19 protein-coding genes are annotated in these 19,170 nt (G+C 71.8%); 7 read left to right on the top strand and 12 right to left on the bottom strand.

Going from position 1 to position 19,170, the window contains the following annotated elements; all coding sequences use genetic code 11:
- Positions 1-104: 104 nt before the first annotated feature.
- From FB467_RS09575 to FB467_RS09565, 3 genes are all read right to left on the bottom strand, one after another.
- Positions 105-371, bottom strand: a complete 267-nt coding sequence (locus tag FB467_RS09575) for a YlxR family protein (RefSeq protein ID WP_211350586.1) — start codon at positions 369-371, stop codon at positions 105-107.
- Between the two features lie 63 nt (positions 372-434).
- Entirely contained in the window at positions 435-1,490 is a 1,056-nt protein-coding gene (gene nusA / locus FB467_RS09570; RefSeq protein ID WP_141784891.1) for a transcription termination factor NusA, read from the bottom strand.
- A gap of 3 nt (positions 1,491-1,493) precedes the next feature.
- Positions 1,494-2,006, bottom strand: a complete 513-nt coding sequence (locus tag FB467_RS09565; protein ID WP_141784890.1) for a ribosome maturation factor RimP — start codon at positions 2,004-2,006, stop codon at positions 1,494-1,496.
- Between the two features lie 111 nt (positions 2,007-2,117).
- Here FB467_RS09565 and FB467_RS09560 point away from each other — a divergent pair, with 111 nt between their 5' ends.
- Positions 2,118-3,248, top strand: a complete 1,131-nt coding sequence (locus FB467_RS09560) for a hypothetical protein (protein ID WP_141784889.1) — start codon at positions 2,118-2,120, stop codon at positions 3,246-3,248.
- Positions 3,249-3,274: 26 nt separating this feature from the next.
- On the opposite strand, the gene FB467_RS09555 is transcribed toward FB467_RS09560, so the two are convergent.
- Entirely contained in the window at positions 3,275-5,323 is a 2,049-nt protein-coding gene (locus FB467_RS09555) for an acyltransferase family protein (RefSeq protein WP_228393363.1), read from the bottom strand.
- 164 nt (positions 5,324-5,487) lie between these two features.
- On the opposite strand from FB467_RS09555, the gene FB467_RS09550 reads away from it, so the two are divergent.
- From FB467_RS09550 to FB467_RS09540, 3 genes are all read left to right on the top strand, one after another.
- On the top strand, positions 5,488-5,784 hold the full coding sequence (locus FB467_RS09550; protein WP_141784887.1) for a nucleotidyltransferase family protein: 297 nt from the start codon (positions 5,488-5,490) through the stop codon (positions 5,782-5,784).
- 36 nt (positions 5,785-5,820) lie between these two features.
- The gene (locus FB467_RS19535) at positions 5,821-5,979 is read left to right on the top strand and encodes a HepT-like ribonuclease domain-containing protein (RefSeq protein ID WP_141786586.1); all 159 of its coding nucleotides are present in this window, start codon (positions 5,821-5,823) and stop codon (positions 5,977-5,979) included.
- A gap of 265 nt (positions 5,980-6,244) precedes the next feature.
- Positions 6,245-6,724, top strand: a complete 480-nt coding sequence (locus tag FB467_RS09540) for a hypothetical protein (protein ID WP_211350585.1) — start codon at positions 6,245-6,247, stop codon at positions 6,722-6,724.
- Between the two features lie 2 nt (positions 6,725-6,726).
- Here the strand turns inward: FB467_RS09540 and FB467_RS09535 are convergent, their stop codons facing one another.
- On the bottom strand, positions 6,727-7,137 hold the full coding sequence (locus FB467_RS09535) for a helix-turn-helix domain-containing transcriptional regulator (RefSeq protein WP_141784886.1): 411 nt from the start codon (positions 7,135-7,137) through the stop codon (positions 6,727-6,729).
- Between the two features lie 255 nt (positions 7,138-7,392).
- Here FB467_RS09535 and FB467_RS09530 point away from each other — a divergent pair, with 255 nt between their 5' ends.
- The 3 genes from FB467_RS09530 to FB467_RS09520 all read left to right on the top strand — a co-directional run bounded on the left by FB467_RS09530 (position 7,393) and on the right by FB467_RS09520 (position 11,473).
- Complete coding sequence (locus tag FB467_RS09530; protein WP_141784885.1) at positions 7,393-9,393, top strand: thioredoxin domain-containing protein; 2,001 nt, start codon at positions 7,393-7,395, stop codon at positions 9,391-9,393.
- Positions 9,394-9,491: 98 nt separating this feature from the next.
- Positions 9,492-10,772: a CapA family protein gene (locus FB467_RS09525; RefSeq protein WP_141784884.1), complete on the top strand. Its 1,281-nt coding sequence runs from the start codon at positions 9,492-9,494 to the stop codon at positions 10,770-10,772.
- 59 nt (positions 10,773-10,831) lie between these two features.
- On the top strand, positions 10,832-11,473 hold the full coding sequence (locus tag FB467_RS09520; RefSeq protein ID WP_211350584.1) for an RraA family protein: 642 nt from the start codon (positions 10,832-10,834) through the stop codon (positions 11,471-11,473).
- On the opposite strand, the gene FB467_RS09515 is transcribed toward FB467_RS09520, so the two are convergent.
- Genes FB467_RS09515 through FB467_RS09485 form a run of 7 tightly spaced genes read right to left on the bottom strand, consistent with a single transcriptional unit; the run spans position 11,463 to position 19,163 of the window.
- Positions 11,463-12,218, bottom strand: coding sequence for a TSUP family transporter (locus FB467_RS09515; RefSeq protein WP_141786583.1), 756 nt, complete (start codon positions 12,216-12,218; stop codon positions 11,463-11,465). The genes FB467_RS09520 and FB467_RS09515 overlap by 11 nt on opposite strands.
- Before the next feature lie 32 nt (positions 12,219-12,250).
- Positions 12,251-13,012 (bottom strand): HAD family hydrolase, encoded by a 762-nt coding sequence (locus FB467_RS09510; protein ID WP_141784883.1) that lies wholly within the window; start codon positions 13,010-13,012, stop codon positions 12,251-12,253.
- Positions 13,009-14,787 (bottom strand): proline--tRNA ligase, encoded by a 1,779-nt coding sequence (locus FB467_RS09505; RefSeq protein WP_141784882.1) that lies wholly within the window; start codon positions 14,785-14,787, stop codon positions 13,009-13,011. The genes FB467_RS09510 and FB467_RS09505 overlap by 4 nt, the downstream gene beginning before the upstream one ends.
- Positions 14,788-14,832: 45 nt before the next feature.
- Positions 14,833-15,846 carry a tellurite resistance/C4-dicarboxylate transporter family protein gene (locus FB467_RS09500; RefSeq protein ID WP_280525455.1) on the bottom strand — a complete coding sequence of 338 codons (1,014 nt, stop codon included), beginning with the start codon at positions 15,844-15,846 and terminating at the stop codon, positions 14,833-14,835.
- A gap of 46 nt (positions 15,847-15,892) precedes the next feature.
- The gene (locus FB467_RS09495; RefSeq protein WP_141784880.1) at positions 15,893-16,600 is read right to left on the bottom strand and encodes an ABC transporter ATP-binding protein; all 708 of its coding nucleotides are present in this window, start codon (positions 16,598-16,600) and stop codon (positions 15,893-15,895) included.
- A complete protein-coding gene (locus tag FB467_RS09490) occupies positions 16,597-18,288 on the bottom strand; it encodes a branched-chain amino acid ABC transporter ATP-binding protein/permease (protein ID WP_141784879.1) in 1,692 nt (563 codons plus the stop codon). Before FB467_RS09490 ends, FB467_RS09495 begins: the two co-directional genes overlap by 4 nt.
- On the bottom strand, positions 18,288-19,163 hold the full coding sequence (locus FB467_RS09485; RefSeq protein WP_141784878.1) for a branched-chain amino acid ABC transporter permease: 876 nt from the start codon (positions 19,161-19,163) through the stop codon (positions 18,288-18,290). Before FB467_RS09485 ends, FB467_RS09490 begins: the two co-directional genes overlap by 1 nt.
- Between the last annotated feature and the right edge of the window lie 7 nt (positions 19,164-19,170).

The raw sequence follows: 19,170 nt of genomic DNA, 5'->3' as shown, positions 1-19,170 counted from the left end.
CTCCGCCCTTGTGCCTGCGGTCGACCCGGTTGGGCCGACCGTCGCACCCCGGCTCCCACCGGGGTGTTCCTGCTGTGCTGCGGTGTCCCGCCGTGGTGACCACGTCAGGCCCGGCGTGCCACCCACTCCTCCAGCGCGGTGGTGTCCGGGCGCCCCTCCTGCCGGAGGGCCCGCCCGAAGGCCATGCGCTGGATGGCGCGGTGCACGCAGTCCGGGGTGGGGTGCACGTAGGCACCCCGTCCCGGGAGCCGCCGGCCAGGGTCCGGTTGCACCCTCCAGCCCGGTTCGGGTCCGGTGGGGGCAGTCGTGGCGACGACTCGCAGCACGGCCGCCTGCACGTCGCGACGACGACATCCGACGCAGGTCCGCACGGGGGCGGAACCACCTTCGGAATCGCCTCCGAACGGGCGAACGGCCGGGTCCACTCTACAGGGTCAGCCGGCCGGGGTCTGCCCGGACCCGTCCCGGACGGTGCTCTCCCCCGACGTCGCGGTGGGTGCGCCGGAGGGTGCAGTGTCGGATCGGATGTCGATCCGCCAGCCGGTGAGTTTGTGCGCCAGCCGGGCGTTCTGTCCCTCCCGGCCGATGGCCAGGGAGAGCTGGTAGTCCGGGACCACGACGCGCGCCTGCCGGACGACCGGGTCCACGATGGTGACCGACTGCACCTGCGACGGCGAGAGCGCCGCGGCGACGAACTCGGCCGGGTCGTCGGAGTAGTCCACGATGTCGATCTTCTCGCCCTGGAGCTCGGTCATCACCGCACGCACCCGCTGACCCATCGGACCGATGCAGGACCCCTTGGCGTTGACGCCGGGGACCGTTGCCCGCACCGCGATCTTGGTGCGGTGGCCGGCCTCCCGGGCTAGCGCCTCGATCTGCACGATCCCGTCGGCGATCTCGGGTGCTTCCAGCGCGAACAGGCGGCGTACCAGGTTGGGGTGGGTCCGGGACAGCGTGATCAGCGGGCCGCGGTGGCCCCGCTTGACGCTGACGACGTAGCACCTGAGCCGCTGGCCGTGCTCGTAGGACTCCCCCGGCACCTGCTCGGAGGTCGGCAACTCACCCTCGACGGTGCCGAAGTCGACGGAGACGAAGCGGGGGTCGTTGGACTGCTGGATGATCCCCGAGACGATGTCGCCCTCCCGGGCCCGGAAGTCGCCCAGGATGGACTCCTCCTCCAGGTCACGCATCCGCTGCACGATGACCTGACGGGCGGTGGAGGCAGCGACCCGCCCGAAGCCCTCGGGGGTGTCGTCGAACTCCGGGCCGGGCTCACCGCGCACGCCCTCCTCGTCGACCTCACCGGCCTCACGGGCCCAGATCGTGACGTGGCCGGACTTGCGGTCCAGCTCGGCGCGGGCGTTCGGGAAGTGTCCGTCCACGCGCTGGTAGGCGCTCAACAGCGCCTGCTCGATCGCGTTGATGATGGTGTCGAGCGGGATCTCCCGTTCGCGCTCCAGCGAGCGGAGCACGGCCATGTCGATGTCCACGGGTCAGTCCTTTCGGGAGGAGGGGCGGGTGAACTCGACCTGCACGAGGGCGCGGTCGACCTGGTCGAGCGGGATGGTGCGGTCGGGGTCGGACTCCAGCCGTATGCCGTCGGGCCCGGCCGCGACCAACCGGGCCGTGCTCGTGGTGTCGTCGGTGAGCCGGACCTCGAGCAGGCGTCCCACGTTGCGGCGGAACTGGGCCGGGCTCGTCAACGGACGGTCCACGCCGGGCGTGCTGACCTCGAGGGTGTAGGGGGCGGACCCCATGACGTCGGAGGCGTCGAGCACGTCACCGACGGTGCGGGTGGCCTCGGCGACCTCGTCCAGCGTGGCCGGCTCGACCGGGCTCTCCTGGTCGGTGGGGTCCAGGTCCGTCAGGTCCCGGGCGACGGTGACCCGGACCAGGCGTCGGCGACCGGCCGGGTGGATGGCGACATCCTCGACATCGACCCCCGAACCGCGTAGCGCGGCGCCCACCTCCTGGCGGATCGTGGCGGCCACTGCCTTGACATCCATCCGGGTGCCTCCGTCTTCTACTGTCACCGACGGCACAGTGGCCATCGGCGCCGGGCGCACCGCCCGGTGAGGGTCCACTGTAACCAATCCGCACGTGACATGATCGCGACCATGCGCGCTGTGAACCAGATCAGCCGCCGGTCCGTGTTGGGGTTGTGCGGGGTGGGGGTCCTGACCCTCGTGGGAGCCTGCACCGAGGACACCGGATCCACCCAGGACCCCGACGGGGGTGCATCCGGCACCGGGCGGACGGCCAACCCGTCCGACCCGCCCGCTCCGCTGCCCGACGTTCCGGACGCGGCGCTCCTGACGGCCGCCCTCGACCGGGCCCGGGTCATGGTGCTGCGCGCCGAGGCCGTCGAGGACCAGGACGGCATCGCCGGTGAGGCGCTGACCGCCCACACCGAGCAGGTCCGGGTGCTGGAGGGCATCCTGGAGGACGCGGGGATCCCGCTCCCCCCGGAGCCCGAGCTCCCCGCGGAGACCCCCGGTGACGACGCAGGCGCGACGACGACGCAGACCCCACCCGCCGCCCCTGACGACGCCGCCTCGACCTCGGGCGGTGCGGACGGGGAGGCCGGCGACGGGGTCACCCGGACCGAGAGCGCCAAGGAGCGCCGGGAGCGGGAGGAGCAGGAGCGGGCCGCCCGGGTCGAGACGCAGTTGCAGGCGCTGGCCGACGAGGCGCTGCAGGATGTCACGCCGGAGGCGCTGGCAGAGGTGTCCACCGCCTCATCCGCCAACCTGGCGCTGCTGACCGCCATCGCCGGGCAGCGGGGCGGGCTGGCCATGCGGTTGCGCTCCGGTCCCGACTGGCCCGAGCTGGCGGGGCCGACCGGGGAGGCGGCGGCAGCGGTGCTGGAGGCCTTCCGCCCGGCGATCTACGGCTTCGAGGTGCTGGCCGCCCGTTCCTCGGGCGACTACCGGACGAAGTACGAGCGACCGCTCGGCCCGCTACGCCGGTTGACCCGGTCCCTGACCGAGCTGGCCGGCGACGCCGCCACCCCGGCCCCGCTGGGTTACGGCCTGCCGGACGACCTGGACACCCCGCAGGGTCGCACCGCCCTGGCCGAGGGGCTGCTCGGGGTGATGTGGCCCACGATCATCGGCTCGGCGGGCGAGCACACCGGGGACCCGGACGCCACGGCCGGCACGGTGCGCCTGATCGCCGAGGTGGCCGCGTTCGCCTGGCCGTGGGACGTGGAGCTGCCCGGGTTCCCCGGGATGGACGCGCCGGCGTAAACCCCTGCCCACCGCGGGGCGCGACGTCAGAAGAGTTCCGGCGCGACCCTGCGCAGCTCGTCCTCCACGGCGGGCGCGAGGGTGCGCATGTAGGTCGCGGTGATGTGGCTGGTGTCCCGGTAGACCATCACGTTGCCCACCACCGCCGGGCACCAGTCCGGCGCGCAGATCGACTCGCTGACGTCCATCGGCCGGACGTTCCCGGGCAGGTCGGGCACGCTCAGGATCGGTGACTGCTCGGCCATCCGCCAGGTCCGTTCCTGGCCGCAGGCCCGGGCGTCCATGTCGGTCCGCTCCAGGCACTCGGGGACCGACTCCTCCAGCCGCGTGCTGTCGCGCATCCCGAGCACCGGGATCCCCAGCTGGTCCAGCCGGTCCCAGAGGGCGACGAAGCCGTCCGGGGTGCTCTCCCCGGTGGTGGGACGGGAGGTGGTCCCGATGGTGAAGACGTAGTCGGGTTGTTCGTCCTCGATGAGTGGCCAGAGGTTCTCGTTGTACTGGTAGCAACTCTCCTGCTGGGGCGGGTCGGAGGACCCCGGCTCGGGCCGGTCGATGAACTGGCACCCGCCCTTCTCGGACAGCACCAGCCGCCAGTGGTGCTGGTCGGCGAGGATCTCCAGGGCCGGCAGCCACTGCGTCACGTGGGACCCGCCGAGCACCATGATGGTCTGGTCGCCGTCGGGGTCGCCCAGGTAGCACAGCCGGGGGTCGGCCGAGGAGGGCACGTCCCGGTGGGTGTTGATGCAGTCTCCCTCGCCATACACCTCCGGCAGGTCCCCACCGGCGACGGCGACGTCCGGCACCACGTCGGCCGGCGTCAGCTCCCCGGTCCAGCCCTCGCCCAGGACGGCCGCGCCGGGGTGGTCGGGCGACGGGCGGGAGGCCTCGAGCAGCGCCTCGTGCCGGTGCCGCTCCACCACCCCGAGCGCCCAGGTCGCCCCGCCGGCCACCACCGCGACACCGGTGACCCCGACGACGAGGGTCGCGGCGGTGCGCCGGGAGAAGCCCCGCACGAAGGGCTCCTCCACCAGCCGGGTGGTGCCCCAGGCTAGGAGCACGGAGGTCACGACGACGAAGGCGGCGATGCGCAGGTCCGCGGACTCCTGGCCGGTGCGGAGCAGGGTGAAGATGAGCAGCGGCCAGTGCCAGACGTACCAGGCGTAGGAGATGTCGGCCAGGAACTTCAGCGGGGCGGCCTGCAACATCCGGTCCGCGGCCCACCGGTGGCCCGTGGTGCCGGCCGCGAGCACCAGGAGCACGCCGCCCACCGGCCACAGCGCCCACGGCCCCGGGAACAGGGCGCCCCCGTCGAGGAAGAAGCCGCAGCTGACCAGGAGCGCCACGCCCAACCACCCGATCGGGATCCGGACCGCGGTGGACAGCCGGAGGCCGGGCAGGAGCAGCGCGACCAGCCCGCCCAGGCCCAGCTCCCAGATCCGGCTGCCGGTGTGGAAGTAGGCGACCTGCTGGTCCTGGGCGGCCCACCCCTGGTGGAAGACGAAGGAGGCGACCGTGGCCAGCGCCACGGCCACGAAGACCGAGCGGCGGGCCTGCCAGCCCAGCAGCCTCGCCCCGACCCAGGTCGCGACCACGACGAGCACGAACCACAGGAGGTAGAACTGCCCCTGCACCGACAGGGACCAGAAGTGCTGCAGCGGGCTGGTGCCCGGCCCCGCCGCCGCGTAGTCCAGCTGGGAGTCGACCAGCTCCCAGTTCTCCCGGTAGAGCGCCACCGCCCGGATCTCCCGCAGCAGCTGGGCGCGCTGCGACGAGGGCGTCCAGAAGTAGCCGACGACCGCGACCGTTGCCAACACCATCAGCGCCGCCGGCAGCAGCCTGCGGGCCAGGCGGGCCAGGTAGCCCCACAGGGTCAGCGTCCCGGCCTCGACCTGCCGGGCCAGGGACAGCGTCATCAGGAATCCGGACACGGCCAGGAAGGCGTCGATCCCGCCGGAGACCCGCCCGTGACCGAACACGTGGAACACTACGACCAGCGCGATCGCCAGTCCCCTGACCCCGTGAAGTTCCGGGCGAAAGGTGGACCGCGTCGCGGTCGCAGGCGGCGCTCCCCCCACCTTCACGTCAACGGACACGACCAGCAGGGTACGTCGTCCGGGTGGGTACGGCCGACCAAACCTCGGATCGGACCGGGGGTCTCGCGGGTAGGTGGTGACGTCCCTGCTGCAGACATGCCCACCGACGTGGGACGATGGATTTGAGAGCAAAGCGAGGTGTGAGGATGGTCATCCTGGATCGCGCTGCGATCGCGGACCTGTGCCGCCTTTTCGGTGTGCGCCGTCTCGCCGTCTTCGGGTCTGCCGTGACTGCGCGCTTTGACCCAGACCACAGTGACGTTGACTTCCTCGTGGAGTTCGCCGACACGACACCACGAACACTGAGCCACTTTTTCGAGTTTGGCGACGCGTTGGAAGCCCTCGTCGGTCGCCCGGTAGACCTGGTCGAGGCGGGTTCCTTGCGAAATCCGTTCGTCATGGAGTCCATCGAGGCAAGCAAGGAAGAACTCTATGCGGCCTGACTCGCCCGCCAATACGTCGCGTCGCCGGTACGTGACCTGAGACAGATCATCGGGTTCCGGAACATCTTGGTCCACGGCTCCGCCGAAGTGCAGGACGATCGTGTCTGGGACACAGCCGCGATGAAGGTGCCGGGCCTTCTCGAGACCTTCGACCGCCTCCTCGCCAGCGCCCACCGACGCGAACAGCTCGACTGACTGAGCGTCGGCTACTCAACCTGTCACAAGTGCCAGGGCTGCACAGGCGGCCACCGGCAGCCGATCTCTCGTCGCGTGCGCTTTCGAGTCACCTCGAAGGGCCCACGAGACGCGTTGAGTTTTCCCAAGATTCTTAACGCATCGTTGATATGAGTTGAGAGAGTTAACACGCGTCCTGGGACCCCGAGGTCCGCATCACTTGGTCGCGTCACCCGAGCACCTGCCTCCCAACTGATGTCGGTGGTCGCCAATAGCGTTGCAGGTGATGGCGAACGCGAAGAAGCGGAAGAACGCCCCGGCGCCAACCGTGCGCACGGGGCCGTCCCCCGACGACCCGCACGACATCGTCTACTTCAAGCGGCACGTCAAGGACGACCCCGCGCAGGCCGAGCCGGGTCGCGACGCCTTGCGGTCCTGGCCGACATCGGTCCGCGCGAAGGCCAACGCTGTCCTCATCGCCGTCGCCACGGCCCCACCGAAGCGCTTCGCCGGCGGTGGCTACTGGGAAGCTATGCAGGGCGAAATGACCGGATGGTTCGAGGTCCGTATCGACGGACCGAAGCGCCACCACTACCGCTTGTTCTGCCTGCTCGACTACGAGGCCAAGGAGAAAGAGACTCCGCTGTTAGTGGTGGTCGATGGTCGAGACAAGCCGTTCCGCACCACGTTGAACGCCGCCGACTACGCGGCGGTGCGCTCGATGGGCGAGGAGTACCTGAAGCGCAACCCGCGTTCGATCGGGTGACGTCAGACCGGAACCTTGGAACGGGTACGCAACCCGTGGAGATGACGAGCAAGAGCGACGGGGTCAGCGGTCCGCCCGGCCAGGAGGGGCTCGGTGACCCTCGTCCGCTCGTCGTCGTCGAGCGGCTCGACAGTGATCCGCATCCCGAGAGCTGCCGCGACCTCGGCCAGCGTGCCAAGCGTCGGGTTTGACTTGTTCGAGGCGAAGAGGCGCCTGATCGTCGCCGGCTCGACCTGAATGGCGCGGGCAAGCTCGGCCTTGGACAGCCCAGCGGCCTCGCGGGCTTCATCGAGCGCGTTCACCACCTCGTCGGTGGTGGCGATGCGCATGGACTCGACGACAAACTCCCGGAGGAACTCAGGGTCCTCAAGGTCCCGCGCGAGGTCCTTCCAGAAAGCGCTGGTACCGGTCATGGTGAGCACTCCTCTCAAGGGAGAAAGCGTATCATACACGTTACGCCTCACCAGGACTGTGAACAACCTTGAGGCCTCCGGATGGGAGGGCCCAAGGCTCACCAGCAGTGGGTTTGTTGCGAACCGGTAGCGGCGTCCCTCCTAGGCTGGAGGGGTCGGGGTCGCGCCAGACTCCCCCAAGGTCGGTTCGGGTGCCGCTCGCGCGGTCCTTCGGACCGGACCACCCACACATGCCGCCTGTCAGGAGTCAGAGGAATGACCAACCGGCTCGCCAATGCGACCAGCCCCTACCTCCGTCAGCACGCGGACAACCCGGTGGGCTGGTGGGAGTGGGGACCCGAGGCGTTCGCCGAGGCGAAGCGCCGCAACGCACCGGTCCTACTGAGCGTCGGCTACGCCGCCTGCCACTGGTGCCACGTCATGGCGCACGAGTCGTTCGAGGACGACGCCGTGGCCCGGGTGCTCAACGACGGCTGGGTCAGTATCAAGGTGGACCGCGAGGAACGGCCCGACATCGACACCGTCTACATGACGGCGACCACCGCGATGACCGGCCACGGCGGGTGGCCGATGACCTGCCTGCTCACCCCCGAGGGTGAGCCGTTCTGGTGCGGCACCTACCTGCCGAGGGCGCAGTTCCTCCAGTTGCTCGACGCCGCCGGCCAGGCGTGGGCCGAGCGCGAGGACGAGGTGCGCGCCGGGGGCGCCCACGTGGTCTCGGTGCTCCGCGAGGCGCAGGGCCGGGAGCGGGCCGCCGGGAAGCTCTCCCCCGCCGCGCTCGACGCCGCCGTCGCCGCGCTGCATACCGGGTTCGACCCGGTGCACGCCGGGTTCGGCACGGCCCCGAAGTTCCCGCCGTCCATGGTCCTGGAGTTTCTGCTGCGCCACCATGCGCGCACCGGGGACGGCACGGCCCTGGAGATGGCGGAGGCGACGGCGGTCGCGATGGCGCGGGGCGGCCTCTACGACCAGGTCGACGGTGGGTTCGCCCGGTATGCCGTGGACCGCGCCTGGGTGGTCCCGCACTTCGAGAAGATGCTCTACGACAACTCCCAGCTCATCCGGGTCTACGGCCACCTGTGGCAACGCGCGGAGGGACCGGTGCGGGACCTGGCCGGCCGGGTCGTCCGCGAGAGCGTCACCTTCCTCCTCGAGCGGTTGGGCACCGCCGAGGGCGGCTTCGCCTCCTCGCTGGACGCCGACACCGACGGGACCGAGGGCAGCACGTACGTCTGGACCCCGAGCCAGCTCGTCACGGTGCTCGGTGCGGACGACGGCGAGCGCGCCGCCGCCCTCCTGTCCGTGACGCCCGGGGGCACCTTCGAGCACGGCACCTCGACCCTGCAGCTGCTCGAGGACCCCGACGACCCGGCCTGGTGGGCAGAGGTCCGGGCACGCCTGGCGACAGCGCGCGCCGCCCGCCCCCAACCCGCGCTGGACGACAAGGTGGTCACCGCCTGGAACGGGCTGGCCATCGCCGCGCTGGCCGACGCGGGGTCGCTGCTGGAGGAGCCGGAGTGGGTGGCCGCGGCGGCTCGGGCCGCGGACCTGCTGCTGCAACTGCACCTGACCGACGGACGGTTGCGGCGCAGCTCGAGGGCCGGGGTGGTGGGTGCCGCCGAGGCCGTCGCGGAGGACTACGGGGACCTGGCCGAGGGACTCGTCGTGCTCCACGCGGCGACCGGCCAGGGGCGCTGGCTGGAGGAGGCCGGACGACTGCTGGAGACCGCCCTGGCCCGGTTCGGTGACGGGGACGGCGGGTTCCACGACACGGCGGACGACGCGGAGGCGCTGGTGCTGCGGCCCGCCAGCCGCGGCGACAACGCCGAGCCCTGCGGCCAGTCGGCGCTGGCCGGTGCCCTGCTCGCCTACGGTGCCGCGGCCGGGTCCGCGGAGCACCTGGCGCTGGCGCGCACCGCCCTCGGGCCGATGGCCGGGGTCGCGGCCGCCGACCCCCGGTTCGCCGGATGGGCGCTGGCCGTGGCGGAGGGGGACCTGGCCGGACCCCTCCAGGTCGCGATCAGCGCCGGGGAGGGCCAGGCCGAGCTCGCGGGCAGCGCCCGCCGGTCGCTGCCGCCCGGCGGGTTCCTCGTGCTGGGCGGGGGCGACGACGAGGACGTCCCCCTGCTGCGGGACCGTGGACCGGTGCAGGGCCGGGCCGCCGCATACGTCTGCCGGGGAACGGTCTGCGACCTCCCGGTCACCGACCCCGAGGACCTCGCCCGCGCCCTGGCCGGTGCACCCGGGGGCACCTGAACACCTCCCGCACGGCGAGGAGGTCACCGTCGCCCCGGATGGGCGCTCCCCCCGTGTTGCTCCGGCCGGTCGCCGGCTGCCGACATACAGTGGAAGTCATGCGTCTGCGCACCCGTCCCGTCCTGGCCCTGGCCTCGACGGCGTTCCTGGTCCTGGCGGCCGGCTGCGCCGACGAGACCCCACACACCCCCGGCTCGACCGGCTCCGATGCGGGCACCCCCTCGCAGGCCCCCGGGGACGACGACGGGGCGATGACCTCCGGGGGTGGTCTGCCCACCGGCGGGCTCGGCGGCGGCATCGGTGGTGGCGACGGCGAGGACTCGACCGATGACGGGGAGGAGGCCTCCGGGCCGGCCAGCATCACCATCGGCGCGGCCGGTGACCTGCTCTCGCACGCCCCGGTCATCGCGAACGCCCAAGCCAACGCGGGCGGCGACGGCTACGACTTCGGGCCGATGTTCGACGACGTGCGCGACCTGCTCACCGCGCCGGACCTGACCATCTGCCACATGGAGACCCCGCTGTCGGCGGACAACACCAACATCACCCAGCCGCGCGTGCTCGTCTTCAACACCCCGCACGAGCTGGCGGACGCGGTGGTCGACGCCGGTTACGACGGGTGCGACTTCGCCTCCAACCACACCTGGGACCAGGGGCTGTCCGGGCTCGAGTCGACCCAGGAGGTGCTCCGCGGGGTCGGGCTGGAGTATGCCGGGCCCACCGCGGAGGAGGACGACCCCGGGATCGCCCACTACGAGGTCGACGGCGTCAAGGTGGCGCAGCTGGCCTACAGCTACACGATCTACAACAGCGGTGCCCCGACCACCGACGTGCCGCCCGAGGCGCCCTGGCTGGGTGACCACCTGTGGCCGCTGATCGGCGCGGAGGGCATCCTGGAGGACGCCGAGCAGGCCAAGGCCGACGGGGCCGACTTCGTGGTGCTGAGCATGCACTGGGGCAACGAGTACTGGACCGACCCGACCGACGAGCAGCGGCAGTTGGCGGCCGACCTGCTGGAGTCCGACGCGGTGGACCTCATCCTGGGCACCCACGTCCACGTGATCCAGCCGTGCGAGAAGATCAACGACAAGTACGTCATCTACGGACTCGGCAACTTCCTGTCCAACCAGTCCCCGGACACGACCGGTGGCCAGCTGCGACCGGAGACCCAGGAGGGCATGTTCGCCGAGTTCGACCTAGAGCGGGACGAGGACGGCACGGTTACCTCCACGATGCGGTTCCAGCCGACCAGGGTGGACCTGGACGGGCACGTCATCCGCCTGGCCACCCCGGAGCAGCACGCCGAGACCTACGACCGGGTGGTCGACACCATGCACCTGCTCGGCGACGACGCCTGCGACGCCGAGCCGATGAGCTGACCTCCGGGGGCCCCGTCCCACCGGCGTATCGTGGGGCGTCCGAGCCCGAGGAGGTCACCGTGGCGCAGGACGAGCTGAGAGCCGCCCGCGAGCGGGCCCTCGCGCTGGGCTGCGCCCCGCTGGTCGACGCGATGGGCCGCACGCACACGCACCCGGCGCACCTGCCCGCCTGGCAGAGCCCGACGCCGGACGTCCCCCTCGCCGGTCCCGCGGTCACCATCGGGTTCCTGCCCACCCGCGACGACCTGCCCGGGTCGGACCGCGGCTTCGCCGAGGTCCTGGCCGAGGCGGCACAGGACGCGCCCGACGGCGCGGTCTTGGTGCTCAGCAGCGGCGGGCACCCCGGGGTCTCGCACGCCGGTGGCACCAAGCTGGCGCGGGTCCCGGCGCACGGGCTCGCCGGGGTCTTGTGCGACGGCCTGCTGCGCGACTTCACCGAGCTGGCCGCCCTTGGGCTGCCCACCTGGTGCCGGGGTGAGGCGGTGCGCTGGGGCGGCGACAGCGTCATGCCGTATGCCGCGAACGTGGCCGTCGAGGTGGCCGGGGTGACGGTCGCCCCGGGTGACTTCGTGTATGTCGACCGGGCCGGTGGGGTGGTCGTCCCGGCGGCCAGCCTGGGAGCCGTCCTGGACGAGGCCGAGACGGTCGTCGCCGACGACGCCCGGACCGTCGCCCGGATCCGCGGCGGGGTCAGCCGGTGAACTGCACGACCGTGTCCCACCCGATCTTGAGGACGAAGGCCCCGACGACCACCACGAAGACGGCGCGCACGAACCCGCTGCCCCGCGCCACCGCGGTGCGGGCGCCCAGGTAGCCGCCGGCCAGGTTGCACAGGCCCATCAGCAGGCCGACCTTCCACATCACCGCGCCCATCGGGATGAAGATGCACAGCGCCGCCAGGTTGGTGGCCAGGTTGGCGATCTTGGCCTTGGCGCTGGCCTGCAGGAAGCCGTAGCCGAGCAGTCCGACGAGGGCGAAGACCAGGAACGAGCCGGTCCCGGGTCCGAGCAGGCCGTCGTAGCTGCCGACCACGAAGCCGACCAGGCCGGCCAGCACCACGTGCCGCCTGCTGCCGTGGAAGCGCAGCGCCGACATGGTCCCCATCGACGGTTTGGCCAGCGTGTAGGCACCGACCCCGACCAACACCACCAGGATGATCGGGTTGAACGCCTCCTTGGGGATCCGGCTGGCCAGCAGGGCGCCCCCGAGGCTGCCGACGAACGCGAGCCCGGCCATCGGCAGCGCCGTCCTCAGGTCGGGACGGACCCGGCGGTAGTAGGTCACCGAGCTGACCGCCGTACCGAAGACGGAGCTGAGCTTGTTGGTGGCCAGGATCTGCACGGGCGCGGCAGCCGGGAAGCCGACCATCAGGGCGGGCAGCTGGACCAGTCCACCCCCACCGACCACGGCATCGATCCACCCGGCCGTCAGTGCGGCCAGGCCCATCAGCACCAGGAGCCCGAGCGAGGGGTCCCCGGTCACCGCCGGCCGGCCCCGTCCGTCCAGCCCCGGACGATCCCCGCGATCTCGGCCAGCGAGTGCGCCACGGCGTCCGGACGGGCCTCGACCTCCACCACCTGCTCGGCGGGGATCTCGCTGTGCGGGATCCAGACCGCGCGCATGCCCACCTGCTGGGGCCCGTGCACGTCCTCGAACAACCGGTCGCCCACGTAGACGCACTCGGCCGGGTCGGTGTCCACCGCTGCCGCCGCGGACCGGAACGCCTCGGGGTGCGGCTTGGCCCAGTCGATCTCGCTGCTGTACACGTCGCCGTCGATCAGCGGTAGCACCCCGTCCCGGGCGAAGACCGCCCGGTGGTAGTCCCGCGTCCACATCGTGTTGGACAGCACCCCGACCCGGACCCCCTCGGCACGCAGCCACTCCCAGAGCGGCCGGACCTGCGGGTCGGTGAAGGTGTGCGGCTCCCAGAACCGTTCGTACTCCAGCCGGGCCGTGGCGTATGCCGGGTGTCCGGTGTCCACGCCGGCCTCCACCAGGACGTCCTCCAGCCGGGCGCTGGTGTGGCTGTCCCGGCCGCGGGCCCACGCGGCGCCCTCGGCCGCCAGGATCGTCGCGGCCAGCTCCTCGGCGGTGGTCGACGCCCCCGCCCCACCGTGCAGCGCCCGGGCGAAACCGAGCCACTGCGCGGTGGGGTCGATCGGGTGCCACGGGGTCAGCGTGCCGCCCCAGTCGAAGATGACCGCCCGGACCGGCGCGCCCTCCCGTCCGGCCCCGGTCACGGGGTCGTGCCGGGCGCCACCTCGGCGAGCACCTCGCGGACGGCGTCGGAGACGGCGACCTCGCGCCGCTCCCCGGTCCGGCGGTCCTTGATCTCCACGACGCCCTGGGCCAGCCCCTTGCCGACCACCAGGATGGTGGGCACGCCGATCAGCTCGGAGTCCTTGAACTTCACGCCCGGCGACACCTTGGGCCGGTCGTCGTAGATGACGTCCAGACCGGCCGCCTCGAGGTCGCCCACGAGGTCCTCCGCGGCGGTGAAGACCGCCCCGTCCTTACCGGTCGCGACCACGTGCACGTCATACGGGGCGAGCGCGCGGGGCCAGCACAGGCCGACCTCGTCGAGGGTGTCCTCGGCGACCGCCGCGACCGCCCGGCTCACGCCGATCCCGTAGGAGCCCATGGTGACGGTGACCTGCTTGCCGTGCTCGTCCAGCACCTTCAGGTCCAGCGCCTCGGCATACTTGCGGCCGAGCTGGAAGATGTGGCCCATCTCGATCCCGCGGTCCAGGGTCAGCGGGCCGGCCCCGTCCGGGCTAGGGTCGCCGTCGCGGATCTCCGCCGCCTGGATCGTCCCGTCGGCGGTGAAGTCCCGGCCGTGGACCAGGTCGAAGACGTGCTTGCCGTGCTCGTCGGCGCCGGTGATCCAGGCCGACCCCTCGGCGATGGAGGGGTCGAGCAGGTAGCGGATCCCGGAGGCCTTCTCCAGCCCGAGCACCCCGGGCCCGATGTAGCCCTTGGCCAGGCTCGGGTGCTGGGCGAAGTCCTTCTCCTCGAAGGGCACGAACTCCGCGGGGCTCACCTGGGCCTCGAGCCGCTTGGCGTCGACCTCCCGGTCCCCGGGCACGCCGATCGCCAGCGGCTCACGGGTGCCGTCGGGGTGCTGCAACATCACGACGACGTTCTTGAGCGTGTCGGCGGCCGTCCACGCACGACCGTCCGCGCGGGGGTGGTGGGCGTTCGCCGCCGCGACCAGGGTCTCGATGGTCGGGGTGTCGGGCGTGTCCTCCACGTGGGCGGCCGGCACGCCGGAGGCGTCGATCGGCGGCGCCTGGGGCACCACGACCGCCTCGACGTTCGCCGCGTAGCCGCTGGCGGCACAGCGCACGAAGGTGTCCTCGCCGTGCTTGCTGACCGCCAGGAACTCCTCGCTGGCGGACCCACCCATCGCGCCGGAGTCGGCATACACCACGACGTACTCGAAGCCGAGCCGGTCGAAGATCCGGATGTAGGCGTCCCGGTGCCGCTGGTAGGCCGCCTCCAGCCCGGCGTCGTCGAGGTCGAAGGAGTAGGAGTCCTTCATGATGAACTCGCGGCCCCGGAGCAGGCCCGCGCGCGGACGTGCCTCGTCGCGGTACTTGGTCTGGACCTGGTAGAGGGTCAGCGGCAGTTCCTTGTAGGAGGAGAACATGTCCTTGACCGCGAGGGTGAACATCTCCTCGTGGGTGGGCCCGAGCAGCATGTCCGAGCCCTTGCGGTCCTGCAGCCGGAACAGCAGCGGGCCGTACTCCTCCCAGCGTCCGCTGCGCTCGTAGGGCTCGCGGGGCAACAACGCCGGGAAGGACAGCTCCTGGCCGCCGATCGCGTCCATCTCCTCGCGGACGATGGCCTCGACCTTGCGCAGCACCCGCAGGCCCAACGGCAGCCAGGTGAAGATGCCCGGCGCGGCGCGCCGGACGTAGCCGGCGCGGACGAGCAGACGGTGGCCCGGCAGTTCAGCGTCGGCCGGGTCCTCGCGCAGGGTTCGCAGGAACAGGGTCGACATGCGCGTGGCCACCTGGGGCCCTCCTTCGGTTGGTATGCCGTCCGCTGGCCGGACAGGTCACCGGAGCAGGGTATCCCGCGGGAGCAGCACGGTCTGCGCCACGTGCCGCACCATGGCCACCAGGACGATGGCCCACACGACGAGGGCGAGCCACAGCTCGGTCCGACCGATCCACCCCACGAGCGGCAGCGAGTCGGCCTGGCCCAGGTAGATCCCGGCCACGGCATACATCCCCAGGGGGAAGACCATGCTCCACAGCGTCGCCTCGTAGCGCAACGGCACCCGGTGGGTCCGGTGCCGCCACCACCCCACCAGGAACAGCACGGGGATCAGCCAGCTCGCGAACGCCCAGAACACCACGGACAACCCCGCGACCAGCCCGCGGGTCGCGTCGACCATCGGGGCGGCATCCATCTCCACGATGCGGGCACCGGCCAGCACGGTGATCGCGCAGGCACCCATCGCCACCCAGTAGGGCGGGTTGAGGTCGACCGGGCGCAGCTCGTAGAGCATCATCCGCAGGGCCACGAAGACCCCCGCCGCGGCATACAGGAAGACCCCGACCGACCAGGAGACCACGGCGAGCACTGCCAGGCCGTCCCCGGCACCGCCGATGGCCGGTTGCAGGGACGCGGCGGCCACCGCGACGGACTGGCTGGCGACCACCCAGATGAACCAGGTGCCGTTGGCCGCGGCCACCACCGGGCGGGCGGTCTTGCCCAGCACGGCCGTCCACGGGATGACGTAGCCCAGGACCAACCAGGCCAGCGTGGTCAGCGCCAGCAGCACCGCGGTGACCCGGTGGTGCCCGTCCATGGCCAGGCGGACGGCGAGCACGTTGGTGCCGGCCACATACGTGAAGAAGCCGAAAGCCCGCGACGGGTCGAGGAAGTCGGCGACCAGCGCGGCCCGGTGTCGCACGAGCCGGACGCCGGTCAGCGTGAGCAGGACCAGGAAGGCGACCACGCAGATCATCAGCAGCACCCGGGAGAACACCTCGAAGCCCTCGAGCAGGAGGCCGACGGATAGGATGCCGGTCGCCATGACCAGCGCGAAGTAGCCCGGGGTCAGGCCCTCGACCGCCGCGGCGAAACGCGTTCCCAGGGACTGCCCGATCTCAGGCCTCCATCCCCAGGTAGGCCTGCACGATCCGGTCGTCGGCGAGCAGGTCCGCCGAACTCCCCTCGTGCACGATCTCCCCGCTGCTCAGGACGTAGCCGTGGTCGGCCGCGCGCAGCGCGCGCCGGGCGTTCTGCTCCACCAGCAGCACGGTCGTGCCGCCGGCCCGGATCTCCTCGATGACCCGGAACACCTCGTCGACCACCTTCGGGGCCAGACCCATCGACGGCTCGTCGAGCAGGATCAGCTTCGGTCTGGCCACCAGCGCCCGTCCGATCGCCAGCATCTGCTGCTCCCCTCCCGAGAGGGATCCGGCGGGGAGGTCGCGACGCTCGTGCAGCACCGGGAAGCGCTCGTAGATCTCCCCGATCCGCCCGCCGCCGGCGTGCCAGCCGCCGAGCTGCAGGTTCTCTTCGATGGTGAGGGTCCCGAGGATCTGCCGGCCCTCCGGCACCTGGACCAAGCCCTGCCCGACCAGCCGGTGGGACGGGGTGCGGGTGATGTCACGCCCCTCGAAAAGGACGGTGCCCGAGCGGGGCCGCACGATCCCGGACACCGCGTTGATGACCGAGGACTTGCCGGCGCCGTTGGCCCCGACCAGCGTCACCAGCGACCCCGTCTCGATGCTGAAGCTGACCTGGCGAACCGCCTCGACCCGTCCGTAGGCGACGTGCAGGTCGGTGACCTGCAGGATCGGCTCGCTCACTGTGCCTCCTCCTCGGTCTCCGAACTGCCCAGGTAGGCCTCCACGACGGCGGGGTTGGTCCTGATCTCCTCCGGTGTCCCGGCGGCGATGACCTGGCCGAAGTTGAGCACCACGATCCGGTGGCAGGTGCGCATCACCATGCCCACGTTGTGCTCGATCAGCAGGATGGTCAACCCGTCGCGCGACAGCGACCCGATCAGGTCGGACAACTGGTCGGCCTCGACCCGGTTCATCCCCGCGGCCGGCTCGTCCAGGATGAGCAGGGAGGGGTCGGAGGCCAGCGCCCGGGCGATCTCCAGCCTCCGCTGGTCGCCGTAGGACAGGGCCGAGGCGGTCACCCCGGCCTTCTCGCCGAGGCCGACCCGGGCCAGGCACGCACTGGCGTGCCGCCACGCCCTGGACTCGTCCCGTCGTGCCGAGGGCAACCAGACCAGCCGCCGCAGGAAGGTGGGCCGGGTGACCAGGTGTCCCCCGACCATGACGTTCTCCAGGGCGGACAACCGCGGGAAGAGCTTGGAGTGCTGGAAGGTGCGGCTCACGCCGGCGGCGGCCACGCGGTGGACGGGCATCCGACCGGGCCGGGTGCCGAGCACCTCGGCGGTCCCGCTGGACGGGGCGATCAGCCCGCTGATCATGTTGACCAGCGTCGTCTTGCCCGCGCCGTTCGGGCCGATCAGCCCCAGCACTTCGCCCCCGGCGATGGTCAGGTCGACCTCCTTGACCGCCTGCACGCCGCCGTAGGACTTGCCGAGACCGGACAGCGTCACGATCGGAGTGCCGGCCGCGGGGTGCACCCGGCTGGCCAGGCCCTGCAGGTCCGCGCCGCCGGTCTCGCTCGGCGCGATCCGGGCGGCCCGGACCCGCCGCGGGATCAGGCTGGCCAACCCGCCGGGCAGGAACAGGATGACGACCAGGAGCAGCACCCCGGAGATGAACGGCCGGATCCAGCCGGCCTCGATGCCCAGGGAGCGCTGCACCTCGGGCACCATGGTGAGGAACCCGCTGCCCAGCAGCGGCCCCACGAAGACGGTCGACCCGCCGACGACGGCGGTGACCAGGCCGTCGATCGCCGTGCTGAACCCAAAGTCCTCCGGCGCCAGCAGCCGGACGTAGTAGGCCCAGAGCACGCCGTAGAGGCCCGCGATCGCGCCCGCGGCGACGAAGGCGGACAGTCGGTGTCGGCCCACGTCGATGCCCATCGCCCGGGCGGCCAGCTCGTCCTCGCGGATGGCCTCCAGCGCCCGGCCGTAGCGGGACCGTCCCTGCCGCCAGAACCAGTAGGCGACGAGCGCCAGGCAGACCCAGGCCACGGTCGGCGTGAGGATCTTGGGCACGGACGTCCCCTGGGCGCCACCTGTCCACTCCATGTTGATCAGCAGGATGCGCACGGCCTCGGCGAACCCGAGCGTGGCGATGGCCAGGAAGACCCCGCGCAGGTGCATCGTCGGCAGCCCCAGGATCACGGCTGCCACGGCCCCGGCGGCCATCCCGATCACGATCGCGATGAGCAGGGTCGGGAGGTCGCCGGCGTCCTTGGGGTCGGGCGCCAGGGTCACCGCGGTGAAGGCCGCGGTGGCGGCGAACCCCGCCTGGCCGAGGCTGAGCTGGCCGGCCACGAGCACCGCGTAGAAGGAGTAGGCGAAGATCGCCCCGAGCGCGATGAAGACCAGCGTCGACTCGGTGAACATCACACCTCCCGGACGCGGCGGGCGCCGAACAGGCCCTGTGGGCGCAGCAGCAGGACGACGAACAGCAGCCCGAAGGCGATCAGGTCACGCCAGCTGGACCCGACGTACTGCACGGCGAACACCTCGGCCAGGCCGAGCGCCAGTCCACCGACGAGGGCGCCGGGCAGCGAGCCCATCCCGCCCACGATGATGACCGCCAGGCCCTTCAGCTCGATCGCCGAGCCCATCCCGAGCTGGGCACTCTGCACGTTCAGGGCGAACAGTGCCCCGGCGACCGCCCCGAGCGCCGAGGAGATCGCGAACGTGGTCGCGGTGACCCGGTCGACGTTCACCCCCAGCACCCGGGCGGCCGTCGGGTTCTCGGCCACGGCGCGCATCCCCCGGCCCAGGCGGCTGCGCCGCACCATCAGGCCCAAGCCGAGCACCAGCAGGATGCTGATCACCAGGATCGAGACCTGGAGCAGGGTCACCTGGGCCCCGGCCACCTCAAACCGGGTGTCCGGGAAGGTCTCGGCGGGGAACCGCCGGGTGTTCGGTCCGTAGCGTTGCAGGAGCAGGGAGATGATGATCCCGCCCAGCGCGATCGAGGAGATCAGACCCGCGAAGTGCGCGTCCGGTCTCGTCTTGAGCGGCCGGAACGCGACCCGCTCGATCACCAGGCCCAGCACCGCCCCGAAGACGAAGACCGCGGGCAGGGCCAGCCAGATCGACAGGCCCCCCACCGTCACCAGCTCGATGCCGACGAAGGCGGCGGCGGCGAAGACCGCCGGGTGGGCCAGGTTCAGCCGGTCCAGGATCCCGAAGACCAGGGTGAACCCGATCGCGAAGAGTGCGTAGATCGACCCGATGGACAGGCCGTTGAGCAGTTGCTGCACCGGCCCG

This window comes from Ornithinicoccus hortensis, from assembly GCF_006716185.1.
GTDB classification, from domain to species: domain Bacteria; phylum Actinomycetota; class Actinomycetes; order Actinomycetales; family Dermatophilaceae; genus Ornithinicoccus; species Ornithinicoccus hortensis.
The sequence above is the reverse complement of the archived record's forward strand: the minus strand, read 5'-3'. Positions and strand labels throughout refer to the sequence as shown.

Coding starts and splice junctions, on each gene's coding strand:
- FB467_RS09550 (WP_141784887.1), top strand. CDS start 5,488: ATGGTCATCCTGGATCGCGCTGCGATCGCGGACCTGTGCCGCCTTTTC.
- FB467_RS09560 (WP_141784889.1), top strand. CDS start 2,118: ATGCGCGCTGTGAACCAGATCAGCCGCCGGTCCGTGTTGGGGTTGTGC.
- FB467_RS09525 (WP_141784884.1), top strand. CDS start 9,492: ATGCGTCTGCGCACCCGTCCCGTCCTGGCCCTGGCCTCGACGGCGTTC.
- FB467_RS09515 (WP_141786583.1), bottom strand. CDS start 12,218: ATGGGCCTGGCCGCACTGACGGCCGGGTGGATCGATGCCGTGGTCGGT.
- FB467_RS09565 (WP_141784890.1), bottom strand. CDS start 2,006: ATGGATGTCAAGGCAGTGGCCGCCACGATCCGCCAGGAGGTGGGCGCC.
- FB467_RS09535 (WP_141784886.1), bottom strand. CDS start 7,137: ATGACCGGTACCAGCGCTTTCTGGAAGGACCTCGCGCGGGACCTTGAG.
- FB467_RS09490 (WP_141784879.1), bottom strand. CDS start 18,288: ATGTTCACCGAGTCGACGCTGGTCTTCATCGCGCTCGGGGCGATCTTC.
- FB467_RS09540 (WP_211350585.1), top strand. CDS start 6,245: ATGGCGAACGCGAAGAAGCGGAAGAACGCCCCGGCGCCAACCGTGCGC.
- FB467_RS09530 (WP_141784885.1), top strand. CDS start 7,393: ATGACCAACCGGCTCGCCAATGCGACCAGCCCCTACCTCCGTCAGCAC.